General features: G+C 37.6%; 21 protein-coding genes. 17 read left to right on the top strand and 4 right to left on the bottom strand.

Annotation, left to right across the window (positions count from 1 at the left end):
- Positions 1–164: 164 nt before the first annotated feature.
- A complete protein-coding gene (locus L8T27_RS21995) occupies positions 165–833 on the bottom strand; it encodes an O-methyltransferase (RefSeq protein ID WP_237942990.1) in 669 nt (222 codons plus the stop codon).
- Between the two features lie 109 nt (positions 834–942).
- On the opposite strand from L8T27_RS21995, the gene L8T27_RS21990 reads away from it, so the two are divergent.
- From L8T27_RS21990 to L8T27_RS21955, 8 genes are all read left to right on the top strand, one after another.
- A complete protein-coding gene (locus L8T27_RS21990; protein ID WP_233314997.1) occupies positions 943–1,851 on the top strand; it encodes a LysR family transcriptional regulator in 909 nt (302 codons plus the stop codon).
- Between the two features lie 362 nt (positions 1,852–2,213).
- Positions 2,214–2,537, top strand: a complete 324-nt coding sequence (locus L8T27_RS21985) for a hypothetical protein (protein WP_233314998.1) — start codon at positions 2,214–2,216, stop codon at positions 2,535–2,537.
- A gap of 691 nt (positions 2,538–3,228) precedes the next feature.
- Positions 3,229–3,888 (top strand): suppressor of fused domain protein, encoded by a 660-nt coding sequence (locus L8T27_RS21980; protein WP_237942988.1) that lies wholly within the window; start codon positions 3,229–3,231, stop codon positions 3,886–3,888.
- Between the two features lie 160 nt (positions 3,889–4,048).
- Positions 4,049–4,963, top strand: coding sequence for a DoxX-like family protein (locus L8T27_RS21975; protein WP_237942986.1), 915 nt, complete (start codon positions 4,049–4,051; stop codon positions 4,961–4,963).
- 3 nt (positions 4,964–4,966) lie between these two features.
- The gene (locus L8T27_RS21970; RefSeq protein WP_237942985.1) at positions 4,967–5,575 is read left to right on the top strand and encodes a DUF4166 domain-containing protein; all 609 of its coding nucleotides are present in this window, start codon (positions 4,967–4,969) and stop codon (positions 5,573–5,575) included.
- The gene (locus L8T27_RS21965) at positions 5,544–7,118 is read left to right on the top strand and encodes a YndJ family protein (protein WP_237942983.1); all 1,575 of its coding nucleotides are present in this window, start codon (positions 5,544–5,546) and stop codon (positions 7,116–7,118) included. Before L8T27_RS21970 ends, L8T27_RS21965 begins: the two co-directional genes overlap by 32 nt.
- Positions 7,119–7,286: 168 nt before the next feature.
- Positions 7,287–8,471, top strand: a complete 1,185-nt coding sequence (locus L8T27_RS21960) for a YhgE/Pip domain-containing protein (RefSeq protein WP_233315003.1) — start codon at positions 7,287–7,289, stop codon at positions 8,469–8,471.
- A 43-nt stretch (positions 8,472–8,514) separates the two neighbouring features.
- Positions 8,515–9,051, top strand: a complete 537-nt coding sequence (locus tag L8T27_RS21955) for a PadR family transcriptional regulator (protein ID WP_237942981.1) — start codon at positions 8,515–8,517, stop codon at positions 9,049–9,051.
- 50 nt (positions 9,052–9,101) lie between these two features.
- Here the strand turns inward: L8T27_RS21955 and L8T27_RS28970 are convergent, their stop codons facing one another.
- Positions 9,102–9,260, bottom strand: a complete 159-nt coding sequence (locus L8T27_RS28970) for a YesK family protein (protein ID WP_481858875.1) — start codon at positions 9,258–9,260, stop codon at positions 9,102–9,104.
- Between the two features lie 47 nt (positions 9,261–9,307).
- Here L8T27_RS28970 and L8T27_RS21950 point away from each other — a divergent pair, with 47 nt between their 5' ends.
- The 4 genes from L8T27_RS21950 to L8T27_RS21935 all read left to right on the top strand — a co-directional run bounded on the left by L8T27_RS21950 (position 9,308) and on the right by L8T27_RS21935 (position 10,697).
- The gene (locus tag L8T27_RS21950) at positions 9,308–9,523 is read left to right on the top strand and encodes a PTS system mannose/fructose/sorbose family transporter subunit IID (RefSeq protein WP_237942979.1); all 216 of its coding nucleotides are present in this window, start codon (positions 9,308–9,310) and stop codon (positions 9,521–9,523) included.
- A gap of 34 nt (positions 9,524–9,557) precedes the next feature.
- The gene (locus L8T27_RS21945) at positions 9,558–10,199 is read left to right on the top strand and encodes a copper homeostasis protein CutC (protein ID WP_481858870.1); all 642 of its coding nucleotides are present in this window, start codon (positions 9,558–9,560) and stop codon (positions 10,197–10,199) included.
- A 211-nt stretch (positions 10,200–10,410) separates the two neighbouring features.
- A complete protein-coding gene (locus L8T27_RS21940) occupies positions 10,411–10,572 on the top strand; it encodes a Fur-regulated basic protein FbpA (RefSeq protein ID WP_233315006.1) in 162 nt (53 codons plus the stop codon).
- Entirely contained in the window at positions 10,569–10,697 is a 129-nt protein-coding gene (locus tag L8T27_RS21935) for an FbpB family small basic protein (protein WP_233315007.1), read from the top strand. The genes L8T27_RS21940 and L8T27_RS21935 overlap by 4 nt, the downstream gene beginning before the upstream one ends.
- A gap of 45 nt (positions 10,698–10,742) precedes the next feature.
- Here L8T27_RS21935 and L8T27_RS21930 read toward each other — a convergent pair whose 3' ends face one another.
- Positions 10,743–11,783: a HAMP domain-containing sensor histidine kinase gene (locus tag L8T27_RS21930; RefSeq protein WP_233315008.1), complete on the bottom strand. Its 1,041-nt coding sequence runs from the start codon at positions 11,781–11,783 to the stop codon at positions 10,743–10,745.
- Positions 11,780–12,454, bottom strand: a complete 675-nt coding sequence (locus tag L8T27_RS21925; RefSeq protein WP_233315009.1) for a response regulator transcription factor — start codon at positions 12,452–12,454, stop codon at positions 11,780–11,782. Before L8T27_RS21925 ends, L8T27_RS21930 begins: the two co-directional genes overlap by 4 nt.
- A gap of 164 nt (positions 12,455–12,618) precedes the next feature.
- Here L8T27_RS21925 and L8T27_RS21920 point away from each other — a divergent pair, with 164 nt between their 5' ends.
- From L8T27_RS21920 to L8T27_RS21900, 5 genes are all read left to right on the top strand, one after another.
- Positions 12,619–12,837 (top strand): hypothetical protein, encoded by a 219-nt coding sequence (locus tag L8T27_RS21920; RefSeq protein WP_233315010.1) that lies wholly within the window; start codon positions 12,619–12,621, stop codon positions 12,835–12,837.
- Positions 12,838–13,037: 200 nt separating this feature from the next.
- The gene (locus L8T27_RS21915; protein ID WP_237942977.1) at positions 13,038–13,982 is read left to right on the top strand and encodes a ring-cleaving dioxygenase; all 945 of its coding nucleotides are present in this window, start codon (positions 13,038–13,040) and stop codon (positions 13,980–13,982) included.
- The gene (locus tag L8T27_RS21910) at positions 13,982–14,587 is read left to right on the top strand and encodes an alpha/beta hydrolase (RefSeq protein WP_237942975.1); all 606 of its coding nucleotides are present in this window, start codon (positions 13,982–13,984) and stop codon (positions 14,585–14,587) included. The genes L8T27_RS21915 and L8T27_RS21910 overlap by 1 nt, the downstream gene beginning before the upstream one ends.
- Before the next feature lie 152 nt (positions 14,588–14,739).
- A complete protein-coding gene (locus L8T27_RS21905) occupies positions 14,740–15,756 on the top strand; it encodes a LacI family DNA-binding transcriptional regulator (RefSeq protein ID WP_233315013.1) in 1,017 nt (338 codons plus the stop codon).
- 517 nt (positions 15,757–16,273) lie between these two features.
- The gene (locus L8T27_RS21900; RefSeq protein WP_237942973.1) at positions 16,274–17,473 is read left to right on the top strand and encodes an MFS transporter; all 1,200 of its coding nucleotides are present in this window, start codon (positions 16,274–16,276) and stop codon (positions 17,471–17,473) included.
- Positions 17,474–17,475: the final 2 nt, after the last annotated feature.

Below are 17,475 nucleotides of genomic sequence, written 5' to 3'. Positions count from 1 at the left end.
TTTAAGTTGAAAAATCTGTTTGTTTTCTTTTCGATTCTTTTTATTATCTTCTCAAATGGCGATCATCCTAAGGGAGGATACAAGGAAGAACGGAAGCCTCGATCTAAAGAGGAAACAACCCTATGATGTGAGAAACGGAAGAGCAATGCTCTTCCGTTTTTTCATTAATGAACCAATGTTAATACAAATCCGTCATATCCTTTTTCTCCTACTGTCTGGATACCAACAGAATCAACTCGTTCATCTTCTGCAAGGATGTCGATAAATTTCCTGACTCCAATTACTTTTTCATCGGAGCTGTTCTTATTTATCACTTCTCCGTCGCGAACCACATTATCGGAAACAATCACTGCGCCTTTTGCAGCCAATTGGATTGCCCATTTTATATAGTGGGGATTATTTGGTTTGTCTGCATCGATGAAAATAAAATCAAACTCGCCGAAGCCTGTGTTTTGTAATGTAGGCAATGTGTTTAGTGCGTCACCTTCAATAATAGTAACTTTATCTGTTAATCCTGCTGAGTTTATATTTTCTTGAGCTGTTGTTACATGGTTGGGGTCTGTTTCTAGGGTGACTAGTTTGCCGTCTTGGGGGAGTGTGCGGGCCAGCCAAATGGTGCTGTAGCCGCCGAGAGTGCCGATTTCTAAAATGTTTTTGGCTCCTTTAAGCTGTGCGAGCATGGCGAGAAATTTTCCTTGTGTTGGAGTGACATCAATTTCGGGAAGTCCATTCTTTTGATTATTGTCTCTAACATACTCCAATTCTTTACTTTCTGGCTGAAGCCGCTCCGTAAAATAGTGGTCAACGGAACTCCAAGTTTTATCAATTTTCATTGTAACCAACTCCTTTTGGATTATATATCCATTGTAAGTTATAATTTTACATAAAGAAAATATATGTTTTTTATATTTATATAAATAAAACTTATAAGGAGGAGTTAAAATGAACCTTCACGGATTAAGGCTGTTTCATCATGTAGCTAGTGTTGGCAGCTTTACTAAAGCTGCTGAAATTCTGCGGATCAGTCAGCCAGCTGTTTCTAGCCAAATAAAGCAATTTGAAAGTGAACTAGGAATTCCTTTGTTTCATAAGAATGGAAAAAAGTTTACGATAACCCCATTTGGAGAAACGTTAGCGCAAAAAGCAGCGTTGTTTTTTGCTCATGAAAAACAACTAGAACAATTTGTGCAAGACTATAAAACAGCGAAAAAAGGACGGCTTCACATTGCTGCAACCTATCTGCCTGCTAACTTCTTAATCCCGCAATGGGCAGCAGCATTCAAAGCAGATAATGAAGAGGTAGAGATTAGTATTACGACGAGAAATTCACAGGATGCTTTTGGTGAATTGATTCATTATAAGGCGGATATAGCCATGTATGCGGGCGGAAGGGAAGAGCAAATGGAGGAAGTAGAGTGGCGGGAGCTTTTTCAGGATGAGATTTGGTTCGTCGTTTCCCCGCAGCATAGGCTTGCGAACTGTACGGTATCACTTGAGGATGTTATGAAAGAGCCTTTTATCATGAGAGAAGCAGGTAGCTCAACAAGGGAAAGACTCTTTTCCTTATGTCAAACACATCGGGTAACGCCGCCAAAAATTGCTTTGCAGTTTACAGGCTTAAATGAGGCTGTCCGTTCTGTTATGACAGGCTATGGCGTTAACTTTGTGTCCTCGCTAGTTGTTAAGGAGTATGTGAAGACAGGACAGCTTGCGAGGGTGTTTGTTGAAGTAGCGCCAATAAAGAATATTATTGCCATTTGTACACGCAAAGGCGAGAATCTTCCTCCCGTAGTAAAGGAATTTATTCGCTTATGTATGGAAAGCAGCAAGCACAATGATGCAAAAAAATAGATGTAGGTATGAAGAGACGCGAAGAAAGTCTCAATTTAAAATAGGGACAAGCAGTAGTGAATAGCCAGGGAAGGGAACTGGCAATACTGTAAACAAAGCTAATAACCCCTCCAAAACACAAATCCCAATAAAATTTGCAGCACTCCTAAAAAGCCTAATAAAGTTCAAATAGAATAGGAATATTTTCGCCAATTAATTAATATATTTAATTCTGATAAGGATATTATGTGGTTTTTCCTTTTTGTGGTATTGAAAGGGGGGATGTGTTGCAGGAAAAAATAAAGCTTAGCCCGAGTCGTCTATTCGCACTTACGCCAAGGAAACTTTAGGACACTCTTCGTTGTCACGGAGGTGATTTAAACATGAAGAAGGTGCTTCTGTCCATTTCTAATTTTCTCTACGGCGGGTTTGTATTGACTGCCATGTTTGAAAATTTTAAGCGGATTCGCGATGGGTTTGTAGACGGAACTGTTTCATTCTCCAAAACGCCAATTTTGGATATGGTTCAATTCTTAATGGACGACTGGGCATACAAGTGGTTAGCAATCTGGGCTGTTGTTGGGCTTATCCTTTATTTTCTGCACGCCAATACAGAAAGAAAGAAAAAAGCCGAAGCCGCAGACAAGGAACGCTTATTTCGTTGGTTAGACGAATACCGAAATAAACAAAATAAAAAAAGCAAATAACCAATTATTTCTTTAACGCACATTCGCGCCAACGAATGTGCTTTGCTTTTTATATACTATGATACTCTTAATAAAAAATGACTGATTAAACTCAATAAGTTCAAGCATAGATTTTGCTTGTCTAAAGTAAAGCATAACTTATCAAAAGGGCTCTGAACAAGCGATATAGTTAGTTTTCCCAAGCTGAACAAAGAATATTCAGCTCGGAATCTTTAAAAAAATCTTTGAAAATATGAATCTAGAATTCTTTATATCCATATATTGGATGTAAATGCTAAAATGGTAAGTACAGATTAAAATAATATTCGTTTGGGAGGGAGTTTATGCCATAGTAATGTTAACAAAGCTAGTATTTATTACGAACTTGTTGAAGTGGCATTCCTTTTTTATGATTCATGGATTTCTCCAGATTATTAACGCATAGAAGGGTTTACGAAGCCTGTATTCGCGCGCAAACAGACGGGTGGGTGTCATCCTTTGCTTGCTTGGGACTGGAGTTAACAATTGCATAATATGAAATCAATTGTTCTGAGGAAATGCTTGTTACGGTTTTAGTATCTGAGAGGAAGCTTTGTAAAACTGGATCCCAGCAGGACATTATTTACAAAAAACCTATACGGAAATTTTCACAAGTATTATCGAGAATATGGCTTAATAAAATGAGGGAATCCCAGGAAGGAGTTTAAATACAATGGATAAACAAGAATATAAAAGATTGGCAGCTGAACAAGAAGATTGGGCACCAGGGTGGGATGCTATTGATGCTGTATTTGAGAACCTGTATCCCAATCAGGAACCCTCGTATTTTGGTACAGACCTGCACGCAAGAGCGATTTTTGGCGGCGATCAATATTTGGACGGTTATAGTATTTACGAATCGTCTCATGGATACAAACATATCGTTACATACGGCATGACAGAGCTGTATACAGATACAGAGGCCTTTGGAGGGGAGTGGAGTAAATGGGGCTATGAAATGACGATTAAATTAAACGAAGACACTCTTGATGATTGTATGTGGTCACTTGATATGCTCTCCAATCTAGCTCGCTATACATTTACACAACAGCGTTTTTTTGAACCGCTCCAATATATTGCTGGGAATGGAACTTCCATTCATATCGGAGTAGAATCCGATATTACAGCATTATTAGTCGTACAAGACACAGAAGCGGTTGGGATGGACACTGTTCATGGCAGGGCGGATTTTCTTCAATTGGTGGGAATAACTGAAAAAGAATTAGAGGTACTGAAAGAGGATCATGCGAGAGCAGCTGAGCTTGTTGCAAAAATGAAGCGAGACAATCCCCACTTAGTAACAGATATGAAAAGGAAGCACTCTTATTTATGATAACAAGCTGTCTAACAGGCAGCTTGTTTCTGATGGAAGAGGAAAAAATTTCAAGAAGTCCTTTATAAAATAGTGAAAGCTGATATAATGGCATTATAACGGAGGAAGCTTTTTGTTAATATATTTTGTGAAATAAATCACATAAACTAGAGGTAGTGTTATGAAACATAAACCAATATATGTAGAGCTTCCAATTAAAGCCGACCTAAAAGAGGTATGGAAGAAAACACAAACACCTGAACTGCATGAGCAATGGGATATTCGGTTTTCTTCCATTTCATATTTGCCGAAAGATACCGAAGAAGAACCGCAGTTCTTTCTATATGAAAGGAAAATTGGCTTTGGTGTAAAAGTTGCAGGGTGGGGAAAAAGCGTTGGGGATCATAATAAACAGGACGGTACAAGAACATCCTCCCTTCATTTTGGTACAAACCAAAAAATTTCTCCCATTAAGGAAGGAAAGGGATACTGGCAATACCTACCCACCGATGAAGGGATGATATTCTTAACACAATATGATTATGAAATACGTCAAAAAGGACTGTTTGGAAGGATGGTTGATTTCTTTTTTCGACCGCTAATTGGCTGGGGGACTGCCTTAAGTTTTGACGTATTAAAGCGGTGGCTCGAAAAGGGAGAATTGCCAAGGCTCCAATACTTACGGTTTTGCTGCAGTGCACTCATTACAGCACTATTCTTTCTAGTTTGGGTTTATCAAGGTCTAGTGCCAAAGCTATTAGCGATGCATTCTGCAGAGCTGACAATACTATCCCACTTAACTTCTATCGAAGGAGAAAAGGTTCGACTGCTATTGCGGCTCATTGGAGCTGCTGAAATAATGTTTGGTGTAGTTTGGCTAGTATACCGCAAAAAGACTGTATTGCATGCACTTCAATTAATTATTTTCCCTATATTAACAATGTCTGCAGTGATTGCAGACCCGTCGATTATGACACATCCCTTTAACCCGCTAACATTTAACTTGAGTCTGTGGATTTTATCATTTGTAGGTTTTCAGCTTGGAAAAGATTTGCCGACAGCTGCTAACTGTATCCGTACTAGAAGGAAGGGTTAGTCAATGATTTATAAAGAAATTTTAGGTGAAGAGTTCAACAGGCTGCATCCAAAACTGCAAGAACGCTATTCGATTTCACTACAACATCCGTTTCATGGCAGGGGAACAATGCTGTCCATCATCAGCGGAAAAAGCTGGCTCAAGTCCTTTTTAAAATTGGCCGTGCGTTGGAAGTTTCTTTTCCCAGAAGAGGGAAGCAATATTCCATTTACGATACGAAACACTGCAAAACAGCTTCCAAATGGAGAACAAGAAATCTATTGGGAGCGAACCTTTTATTTTCAACATGTTACTAGACAATTTAACGCGTTTATGACGATTGATGCAAAACGAAGGATTGTAAAAGATTATTTAGGAGAACCGAACTTGTTTTACTCTGATTTAAAATTCATTGTTACCCAAGAGGGGAGCTTACAGATTCAATCTGGAGCTCAGCGCCTTCTGCTTGGAAAATGGGAAATTCCTATACCTAAGCTTTTTGAAGGAAAAGTAACGGTTATGGAGGGGTATGATGATATCAACGACGTTTATACGATTCAAGTTCGTATCCACAATCCGATTATAGGAAGGTTGATGGCTTATGAAGGCGGGTTCACATCTGAACAGCTCTAACACTTTAATAGTTGGTGGAGTTATTTTATTTCTGACAAACTGTTTTTTGACAACTGAGCCGTATTTTTTGTTATTGACTGCAGCACAGCAAATCCTTGTACCAATGACACTTCAGTTGATAATGGAACTAAACAAGAAGCAGATTATTTTTATCTGGACAGGGCTTTTTTCTGTACTTTTACTGCAAGTTATCACTATACATACTGGACAAATGATATTATCTATAATTTACTTACTATTTACGCTTACAGTAGCATTGTCAGGTCTACGTCGTTTTTTAAAACGCGGTTTTGTAAACTGGGCGGAGATTTCAATTGATATAGGAATGATGTATCTGTTTATGGGGGGAATTTGGTTTTTCATTCATATAAACGGGATTAATACAGGTTTTAGTCACATGCTCAACTGGCTGACAGCAATACACTTTCATTATTCTGCATTTATACTGCCAGTATCGATCGGTTTATTTGGCCGAATTCATACATCCAAACTTTATAATATCCTCGTGCCGATAATATTAGCTGCACCTATGTTAGTAGCTGTCGGTATTACGTTTTGGCCGCTGCTTGAATTTATATCTGTTATTTTCTATATTTTTGGCATTTATGGATTAATTTATTTAGCGATGAAAACAAAATTCCCTGCCTTTCTGCAAGGATTACTCATTCGTATTTCTTATAGCTCACTTGGTGTTACTATTCTATTTTCTCTTATCTATTCAGTAGGGCGAGCCTTTGGAAAGTGGTATGTGACATTGGATTTTATGCTCATTTTTCATGGTTTAGTGAACTGCCTGTTATTTGGACTGCTAGGAATAATTGGCTGGGCAATTCACCTGCCGAAAACGAAACAGCCTGCTTGGAGCTTTCCAGTCAGCAACATAAGGGGACAATTAACCCCAGAAAATACAGCCAAGTCTGGGCTCGTCGATGATTTAAGCATGTTTGTGGACATAAGAAGATTACCGCCGATGATTGTTGATTTTTATGAGCATACAGACAAATACCGGTTGTTTGCGGCAGTCCATTGGGCAGGCTGGTTCAAGCCGCTACTATTAATCTATAAGCCTGTCAGTAGATTAATTCAGCAGTTAAATCTTCCTGTATCGAAACAAGTAGTGGAAATGAATGGGACAATTCTAAGCGTAAATGAAGCTTTAGATGGCAGAAACTCTCCGAGGGCATGGATACGTAAAGTCAATGGCCGTACTGTTTTCACTGCTATATACTCCAGCCATAAAACGCAAGGAAGAGCCTATATGAATATAGCGCTCCCTCTTCCGTTCTCAACCATGATAGGCATATTAAAGCTCGATTGCATTACAGACACTCTTGAGTTATCAAGCACAGGGGGCGAAGATCCGGGTATATATTTGGCAATTGGTACATGGCTGTTTAGGCTACCGCTATCTGAAAACTTTGTAATTGAACAAACAACAAAAAGAGAACTTACAGCGATTCATAAAATGAAGCTGTTTGGTGTTCCTTTTTTGAAAATCGATTATCGGATTATAACGAGAGATGAAGCTAAACAAATAAACTAGTTAAAGAGGCTAAAACTACTAGCCTCTTTTTTATATGCTTTTAAAAAGCTTGTCATCGTACAAGAATTTCTTAGTTGACAGCAAATGAATAATACCATAAAATGATGAAATACTTTATTAAAAGTACTCAAATTTGAGTACTTCAATTTTTATAAGGGGATGTAATCTATGAAATTTAAGCAATTTTTAAAAACAAGGGGAGCAATTGCCGCAATATTCATGGGGATTTTCTATGCGATTGCGATGCTTGGTATCTTTTTGCCAGGGTATTCAGCAATCCCAGGAAATGTAGATAAATTGCCGATTGCTATTGTTAATGAAGATGCCGGCGAATATGGTGCACAGATTGCAAGTCAGCTAGAGGAAAATCTGCCATTTAAAGAAATTGAAACAGACTTGTCTAACAGTCAGGCATTAGAGGACTTAGAGAAAAATGACTTAGCATTAGTTGTTCATATACCAGAAACATTCTCTGCTGATTTACAAAAAGGGGAAGTTTCATCAAGCATTGATTTCACAATTAATGAAGCAGGAGCAACAACTGTATCGTCAACGATGAACTCAGTAGTTACTCAAATCAATAATCAACTAAGCACACAATTCTCTCAGCAAACAGCTCAAGGAGTACTAATGAACTTTAATGTTCCAGAAGACCAGGCAGCAGAATTAGCGAATAAAATCGAAACAGCTTATACAGGGAATGTTGTCTCGATAAATGAAATTCCAGACGGGATGAACAATAATATGCTGCCGATGTTTTTAACAATGGCAGGCTATGTTGGGGCAATGATTGGTGCGATGCAGCTTGTAGCTGCTTTTAAAGCGAGCCGTGGTAAAGCAAGCAAAACGAGGTTATTTGCTTATGTACAATCTACTGCATTATTAATTGCCGTAGTTTCTTCACTAGTCGCAGCAGGAATCGCTTATTTAGTGAACCAGCCTAGCGGTGACTTATTCTTTGGTTTATTAGGACAACAAATTTTAAACTATATGGTTTGCTTCAACTTCACAGCGATTTTAATTTTCTTAGTAGGAGAAGGCGGGATGATTCTCAACTTGCCAATTCTTTTAGTCCAAACACTAGCAAATGGTGCCACAATACCACGTGACATGATGTACTTGCCATATGAATGGATGAGTCATATTTCACCAATGTATTACTCTGTGCAGGCATACTTTGCAAATATGTATGGAAGCATCAGTCCAAGTCCATATATTTGGTCAATGGCAGTAATTGGGGCAGCAGCAATGCTAATTAATATTGCTATCGTCGCATTTGTTCACAAACCTGTACCACTTGAAGCTCAAGAAACAGAAGCAGCATCAAAAAATGGGGCTGAAATTACAGCTTAAGTTTGCTAGAATAAGGATAATTAGCCTTTAAGGAGCTTAAATAATGTCCATTCAAATATTTATCTTAAGCAGATTGATGGAGGGTAATAATTATCCTTATAAAATCAAAAAACAGCTGTCAGCACCTATTCCCCTTGATCAGCTTGTCGGATTGACAGAAAGCAAGCTTTACTATCATTTCGAATCGCTGGTTAAGCAAGGATTAATTGAGATAGTTGAAATTATTAAAGAGGAACACAGACCGGATAAGCAAGTCTTTGGTATAACACATAAAGGTCGGGAAGAATTGCCGAAGAAAATTTACAAGCTCTTTGAAAATGCCGATGCCATCACCGATATGCTTGTAGGTTTATCGAATTTGAAATACGTAGAACGAGATAAAATCATTTCGATTTTAGAAAAGAAGCTCGTCAGCTTCACAACGCGCTGGGAAGAAATTAAGACATTTGATAATGTCGACTTCTACCCAGATAAAGAAAAACTGTTGAATTTTATCAGCGGGTATTACTCAACAAGAACAGAACATACCATTCATTGGATGGAAGAGCTTATAAACAGGTTAAAGAATGAGGAAATATAAGAGTACAAGCCGGAATTTGATTCTGGCTTGTTTTTTTGTTGGCTGTGTTCTCACTGATAAATGGAACTAGTGTTAGAGTTTTTAAGAAAAATGGAGATAACTGCAAGAATAAAGAAAGGAATAGCAGTGATTCCGTATGCAGCACCTTCAAAGCCTCTTATACACTTAAAGCCGATGAAGAACAAAATAATGGATAGAACAGACCCTATAATACCGATATGATATAGCTGCTGATGGTTTTAATACGATTTTCCATATGGGTGAAGTTATACTTGGAATGGATATTTTTAAAACAGGTGATGTAGAATTAAATATTCAAGAAACAATGGACCAAATTATGCCGATGATGGTTCCTGCTCTTTTAGTTGGTGTCATTTATTGGTTATTAGGCAAAAAATATTTTAACTCTACTAGAGCGATTCTTTCCATTATTGTTTTAGCAATTATTTTGAAAGCTTTAGGTATAATGTAAGTGATGTGGTCAAGCAATTTAGGAGGAATAAAAGGTGAAAGATGTGATTAAGGAGTTTTGTGCTGAGAACTTAACGAATATTCCTGCTGCTATTAAAGCGGGAGCAAAGAGGATTGAGCTTTGTGATAACTTAGCTGTTGGCGGGACTACTCCTTCTTATGGGGTAATTAAAAAAACGGTTGAGCTCGCTCATCATGCTGGTGTTAAGGTTATGACAATGATCAGACCTCGAGGTGGGAATTTTGAATATAGTAGTGCAGAGGCAGAGATGATGGCTGCTGATATTCAAGTCTGTTTGCAACTTGGTTCGGATGGAGTCGTTTTTGGCTGTTTGAAGAATGGTTGGATTGATGAAGAGTTGACTGCTCGTTTAATTGATTTATCAGCAGGTATGGAAATTACTTTTCATATGGCATTTGATGAACTGGCAGAAGAGGACCAATTTAGAGCTATTGATTGGCTTGCGGCAAGAAAGGTTGCTAGAATTTTGACACATGGCGGCAGCCCTGAACAAACAATAGAAGAAAACTTTCCTCATCTTAAACAGTTAATCGAATATGCAGCAAATCGAATCATCATTTTACCAGGTGCAGGCATAAATTATCAAAACGTAGAAGGTGTATTAGACGCTTTGCAGGTGGAAGAAGTACACGGAACGAAAATAGTAAAACTATGATCCTCATTTCTAAGGGAAGAGAACCGGTTGTTTAAGCACCTAACTCATAAGTATAAGCCTTCATTCTAGAGCTGCCATGTGCAGCTTTTTTATTTAACTAGAATTGTAAGAATTTTATAAATTTATGGTGTGAAAGTTGAATTTTTTTCATCTATCCAGTATGATGATAATGAGAATGAAAATTATTATCAATTAGAGGAGGATGTTTCCTTTGTCTATATGGAATAACGCAGTTGAAGTCAGAAAGGCTTTTATTATAGATCAATTATTAAACATCGGTATTTATAAGAAAGAAAATGTCCAGTTATATGAGCTTAGTCTTAGTGAATTGGAAAATGAGTATATGATACATATGGGGAGGAAGAAGCGGTGAGAAAGAAGACCTTTAAAGAATTAGTGAATGAAAATAAAAAAATGATTTTAGAGGATCGTAAATCAGTGGAGCTAATTTATAAGAAGATTGACGATAAGCATATGCAGCCTCAGCCTCAAAAATGAAATAAAGCCGATAATTTTCATATTTGAAATTATCGGCTTTTCTGTTTAACATTTTGGCAGGCTTACTGTGAATTTACTGCCTTCATTTATTTCACTTTCGACAGAGATGTCACCGCGGCAAAGCTGGATAATCCTCTTTACAAGTGATAATCCAAGTCCATTTCCTAGCTTTGAATGAGAGATGTCACCTTGATAAAATTTATCGAAAAGGCGTGCTTTCGTTTCTTCGTCCATGCCGACTCCTTCGTCTTGAATGGAGAACTCGATTTTGTCCGCCTTGATAGCCAGCATAACATGTATAAAGCTGCCGTTATGGGAGAACTTAATGGCGTTATCAAGCAGGTTAACCCAAATCTGCTGTGTTAAATCTTCGTTGCCGCAATATGTTACTTCATCCAATTCCACATTTATGCTGATGTCTTTACTAGACCATTTTGGTTCCATTAAAACGATAGCTTTTCTTATTTGTTCATCCAGTCTAAACGGCTCTTTATCAGAAATAATTTCGAGATTTTCATATTTAGACAATGTAAGAACATTCGTAGACAAAGCTGCTAACCGCTCTGATTCGGTCATGATAATATCAAGGTATTCTTGCCGCTCCTCTTCGGGCAAATTATTTTCTTTCAAGAGCTTGGCAAAGCCGCGAATGGATACAATCGGGGTTTTGAACTCATGAGAGAAATTATTGACGAAATCACTTCTCAAAGTTTCGATACTGGAAAGCTCATAGGTCATTTTATTGAAGCTTTGTGACAGTTCCTCTAATTCACCAATCCCTTTTAAATTAACCTTTACGGAGAAATCACCGCCAGCAACCTTATGGGTCGCATCAATGACCTTCCGGATTGGATTTAATGCTTTTTTACTGAGAAAAGCAGTTAGGGAGGTTCCAAGGAGGATGCAAAACCCTACAAATCCAAAGAAAGGAAGTGCTTTTGTCATATCACTATGTTTTACATAGCCGATATAGTTTAAAAAAATCGTAATCGCCAATGCTATAACAAACGTTGCTAAAAATACGAAAAAGACAAAAATCACTAATGTAATCGCAAGGCTTAACCGTTTCGTGAAAAAATCCTTCATGCTTTTTTCACTGCCTTGTAGCCAAGGCCCCTTACGGTGATAATATCAAACTCTGTCCATTCCTTAAACCTGTCCCTCAGGCGGTTAATATGTACATTAAGAGTGCGGTCATCTGTGTCTGACTCCATTCCCCAAATTTCATCCATCAGCTGCATGCGAGTGAAAATCATATTCGGATAGGACAACAGCTTAAATAAAAGATAAAACTCCTTAGGTGGCAGTGTGATTACTTCAGCCCTTCTGGAAACGGTCAATGCATCATAATCAAGAATAACCTCTCCGACTGCGAGCTTATGTTCACTCGCAATTTGTGCTCTTCTAAGCAAGGCTTTAATGCGGAGAATCATCTCCTCCTCATCAACTGGCTTTGTCATATAATCATCTGTGCCGGCAAGAAACCCTTGCTTTTTATCGTTTGGCTCCTGCTTTGCTGTTACCATTAAAATCGGCAAATGCTCCCATGCAGCTCTAAGCTGTTTTGTTAATTCATAACCGTCCATATTTGGCATCATTAAATCAAGCACCACTAAATCAACATGCTGTTTATCCATAAAGCGAAGTGCTGCAATGCCATCTTCTGCAGCGTATGCGTCAAACCCATACTGCTTAAGTACAGCACACATCAGCTTTCTTGTATTTTGGTCATCTTCTACAACTAATATTTTAAACATAACCTTAGCGCCTCCATATCACTATTATGACATAAATAATTTTAACGAAGAAATGTAAACTGAAAATCAATTTATTCCTACACTAAGTTTATATTGAGTTTACTTTCCAAGGATATAGTAGAAACACTAATAAAATAATGTATATAAACAGGGGGAAAGTGTAAGTGTTTTATTCCATATTATTCAGTTATTATGAGGTAAGCGGGGAAGAAGAACGGCTGATTGAGGAGCATAAGCTGCATATAACAGATAATAAAGAGAGTTTAGAGGCATTATTGAAGCAGCTTAATTATCACTTTATTGGAAATGATGACTTATGGGGGTTTCGCAGCAATAATTTTATGGGCATTGCCGAAATTATTTCCTTTACAGAGAGGGAGTAATCTGTAAAGGAATGGAAAAAATCTTTTTTATTTTATATTGACACTTATGGAAATATAGCTTATTATTATCTTGTATTCAAGATAATTTAATTCGAAATATTTTTTTAAATCAATATCTCGAATTCGAGATATTTTAAGACTTCCTGGATTTTAACATAAAAGCCTAAAAACCAATAAATTGTGGAAGGCGGAAAAAGACAATGTTGAAAACATTAGGTATTCACCATATAACAGCAATGGTAAATGATGCTCAAAGGAATATAGATTTTTATGCAGGCGTGCTCGGTTTAAGACTTATTAAGAAAACAGTCAATTTTGACAGACCAGAGGTTTATCATCTTTATTTCGGCAATGAGACAGGAGACCCTGGTACAGTTATTACGTTTTTTCCTTGGGAACAGCAGCTCAAAGGCAGAATAGGAACAGGTCAAGTCGGTGTCACTAAATATATTATTCCAACCGGGTCAAGTGCCTTTTGGGAAAATCGGTTAAGCAGCTTCGAAGTCGAATTCACTTCATTTGTACTCTTTGGAGAGAAAACAATCAAGTTCAGTGATCCAGATGGACTGCAGCTGGAGCTTGTCGAAAGAAGTGAAGGACCAGTAAATACTTGGAGTACTGATGAAATAGCAACTGAAAATGCAATAAAGGGCTTTGGCGGAGCGGTGTTATATTCTGCTCAGCCTCATAAAACAAAGGCAGTGCTTGAAGATATATTAGGCTTAGAATTCGTCGGCCAGCAGGAAGAAATTCTAAGATTCAGATCAGCAGGGGACCTTGGGAATATTATTGATATTCAGCTCCATCCATCTATACGCGGTTTAATGGGTGCAGGTACGGTTCATCATATTGCTTGGAGAGCGAAGGATGAAGCAGAACTGTTAGAATGGAGAGCTCTACTAGAGGAAAAGGGCTATTACCCAACAGAAATACGGGACCGTAATTACTTTAAAGCATTGTATTTTCATGAAGAAGGCGGCATTCTTTTTGAAATAGCAACAAATCCGCCAGGCTTTACAGCAGATGAACCTATTGACACGCTCGGAAGCAAGCTGATGCTGCCAGAATGGCTGGAAGCTAAAAGAGAAGAATTGGAACAGATATTACCAAAAATAGAGATACGTTCTTTAGGAGGAGATAAATAATGAAGCATATATTTAATAAAGGAACCAATCCTGAAAGACCAACATTATTAATGCTGCATGGCACTGGAGGAACAGAATTAGATTTGCTTCCGCTTGCCGGTTTAATGGATGATCAGGCATCTGTATTAAGTGTTCGTGGAAATGTATCGGAAAATGGCATGCCAAGATTCTTCCGAAGACTGGCAGAAGGTGTTTTTGATGAAGAAGATTTAGTATTCAGAACAAATGAATTGAATGCATTTCTGGATGAGGCAGCAGTTAAATATGGGTTCGACCGCCAAAATATTGTCGCAATCGGCTACTCTAACGGAGCTAATATTGCAGCAAGCTTATTGTTTCACTATAAAGACGCATTAAAAGGTGCTATTCTTCATCATCCGATGGTGCCAAGAAGAGGCATTGATTTGCCAGATCTCTCGGGGAAATCTGTCTTCATCACAGCTGGAACGAATGATCCAATCTGCTCCCCATTGGAGTCTGGTGAGCTCGAGTCACTGCTGCAAAAAGCAAATGCCGACGTTGAAATGCATTGGGAAAGCCGCGGCCATTCCTTGACAGCAACAGAAGCAGAGGCTGCATCTCGCTGGTATAAAAAAGTCTTTTAAGCGTTTTTCCCGCATTAAGTCTGATAAGTCATCTTATCGGACTTTTTTTCGTGTATGAAAAGCTTAAAATAGTTAAATTAATACAACAAATGATGCAAACAGCAGAATATCGATTATAATAATAGATAACTTATAAAGATTAGATGGTGATTTTGTTGAAACAAAGAAAACGGAGGATTACTTTGCAAGATGTTGCTAAACATGCCGGTGTTTCGACTTCGACTGCTTCTTTAGTCATTCGCAACAATCCTCGAATTTCAGATGCTACTCGAAAAAAAGTATTAGATTCTATTGAAGAACTAGGATATGTATACGATCGAGTCGCAGCTAAATTAAGGTCACAAAGCTCTAAAATTATAGGAGTGATAGTGACGGATATATCGAATAAATTTATTTCCGAATTTTTAATAGGTGTTCAACAAACACTTGAGAAGATGGATTATACCGTATTACTGGGAACAACCTTTGATTCTGTGTTAAAACAAGAACGGTTAATTTCTACTATGGTTGAACATAGAGTGGATGGTCTGATTATTAATCCAGCATCAAAAAGCAACAAAAGCACAGTAAGTCAATTGAATCATTTAGAATTGCCAGTCGTGCTTGCAAACAGAGAAGTAGATCATGCGAATTGTGATTATGTTGGGATTGATTACATAAAGGGAACTTTCCTTGCTGTAGAGCATCTTTTAAAAAAGGGACATAAGCGGATTGCTTTTCTTGGAGGCATAAAGATGTCAACCACATGGAAAGACCGGATGAAAGGCTTTCAGGAAGCACATTCTATGGCTGGTTTAGAAGTGGATAAATCACTCATAATCGATGGTCTGCCAACGAGTGAAGGCGGCGTTCAAACAGTTTTAGAGGTGCTTAAAAACCCCGATCCGCCAACAGCAATTTTTTGTTTTAGTGATCTTGTTGCATTTGGTGTACTGCAAGGTTTAGGAATGAAGGGTATGACTCCAGGCAAAGATATTGATATTGTAGGCTTTGATAACATTCCTGAAGCGGAAATATATCATCCTCCGTTAACAACAGTCTCCTCCTTTCCTCGTACGATAGGAGTTAAAGCGGCGACGATTTTATATAATAAACTGGAACAGGACGATCCAATTCAACAACGAATTATCTTAAATCCAGAACTAGTTATTAGAGAAACATCTACATAATACTAATGAAGATAATGAAGCGGAGTATCCAAATTAAAGTTTTTTGGTGCTTTGTTATCTTCTGCATCCCCATATAGTGCGGTTTGGAGCTAGTTTCACACTTTGACACCTTGTTAATACAAAATTTAATTCTTGACTCTAAGTAATTTTAGGATTATTATAGGTACGTAAAGTAACCGAGGTTACTAAAAATAACTTTTTTTATTAGATCCTTTTGTATCTATAAAAAGTATTTTAGTAGAACGATGTACTAAAATACGTACAAGATTAATTTATAGGTGCAAGGAGATATTTTTTATCTATTTAGTAGAACGATATACTAAAAGAGAGGTGATAGAATTTTAAATTGTTATAAGAAAAGGAATTTATTCTAATTAATTTAGTAGAACGATGTACTAAATAGGTTAATAAAGCTAATGAAGTAATCAGCTTGTAATACGGTGATTTAACGTATAAAAACAAGTTGAAAACAAATAGTAATGGTTGTAAGCGTTTAACCTAAAATTAGGAGTATCAAATGAAACATAAACATTTAAACATGGCGCTAGGCTTGTATTTGAGTTATTTCCTGTTAGGAATGGTCAATATTATCTTAGCTTCCAATATGAGTTTTTTATCTGAGCAACTAAATGTGGAAAAAACCGATATCAGTTTGTTAATATCAGTCGTCGGGGTGGGGCACTTACTATCTATTAATATTTCAGGCCGATTTTCCGATCGGTATGGAAGAAAGCCGCTAGTGGTGGCTGCTGCCTTGCTGTATATGGTATTCCTAATAGGAATCCCACTGACATCGCATTATCAAATTGCAATGGGACTGGCCTTTGTCGCAGGTATCTGCAATTCTTTGCTCGATTCAGGTACGTACCCTGCACTAAATGAAGCCTTTAATGAAGCTGCCGGAACAGCAACCGTTCTTTTAAAAGCCTTTATATCCTTTGGTGCATCATTGCTTCCAATAATGATTAACTTTTTTATCGTGCATGAACTGTTCTATGGATTAGTATTTTTTGTTCCTGCCTTACTGTTCTTATGCAATGGGCTGTTGTTAATGAAGGTTAGCTTTCCAAAAATCAAGGAAGAAAAGGTGTCTCAAGAAACTAGATCAGAGACTGCATCTTCGACTGGACCAAAGCTTTGGAAAGAAGGTGCTGCACTTATATTATTAGGATTTAGCTCTGTATCTTTATTTACGGTCGTACAAACATGGCTGCCAACATACGGACAAGAGGTTCTTCATTTAGACAAGATGAAATCAATTGGATTACTGAGCTTTTACAGTACAGGCGGGCTTATCTCCATTCTATTGCTTGCTGTCCTGTTAAAAAGAACGATAAAACCGATTACGGCCATAGTTATTCTACCAGCATTTGCGTTCCTTGCATTATTGTTGTTAATCATTAATAAAAATCCGACATTGATTGCTGTGAATGCCTTCTGTCTAGGATTGTTTATGTCAGGGATATTTCAGTTAACTGTTACGGTCATGATTGAACTATTTCCACATAACAAAGGAGTAAGCGTTTCGTATATAAGTGCTGCTGCGAGTATCGCCTTTATTGTAATCCCTTTCATTACAGGGCTATTTATCAAATTTTTAGGAGTTTCCTCTGTGTTTGTGTTAGACCTTGTTATTGCTTTTATAAGCACGATTCTTGCTCTGTTTATATATATGCGCAAAAGGAACAAGCACAGCGAATTAATTTTAGAGAAATAATT

Source organism: Niallia sp. Man26 (assembly GCF_022049065.2).
Lineage (GTDB): Bacteria > Bacillota > Bacilli > Bacillales > Cytobacillaceae > Niallia.
This window is presented reverse-complemented; position numbering and strand designations above follow the sequence as displayed.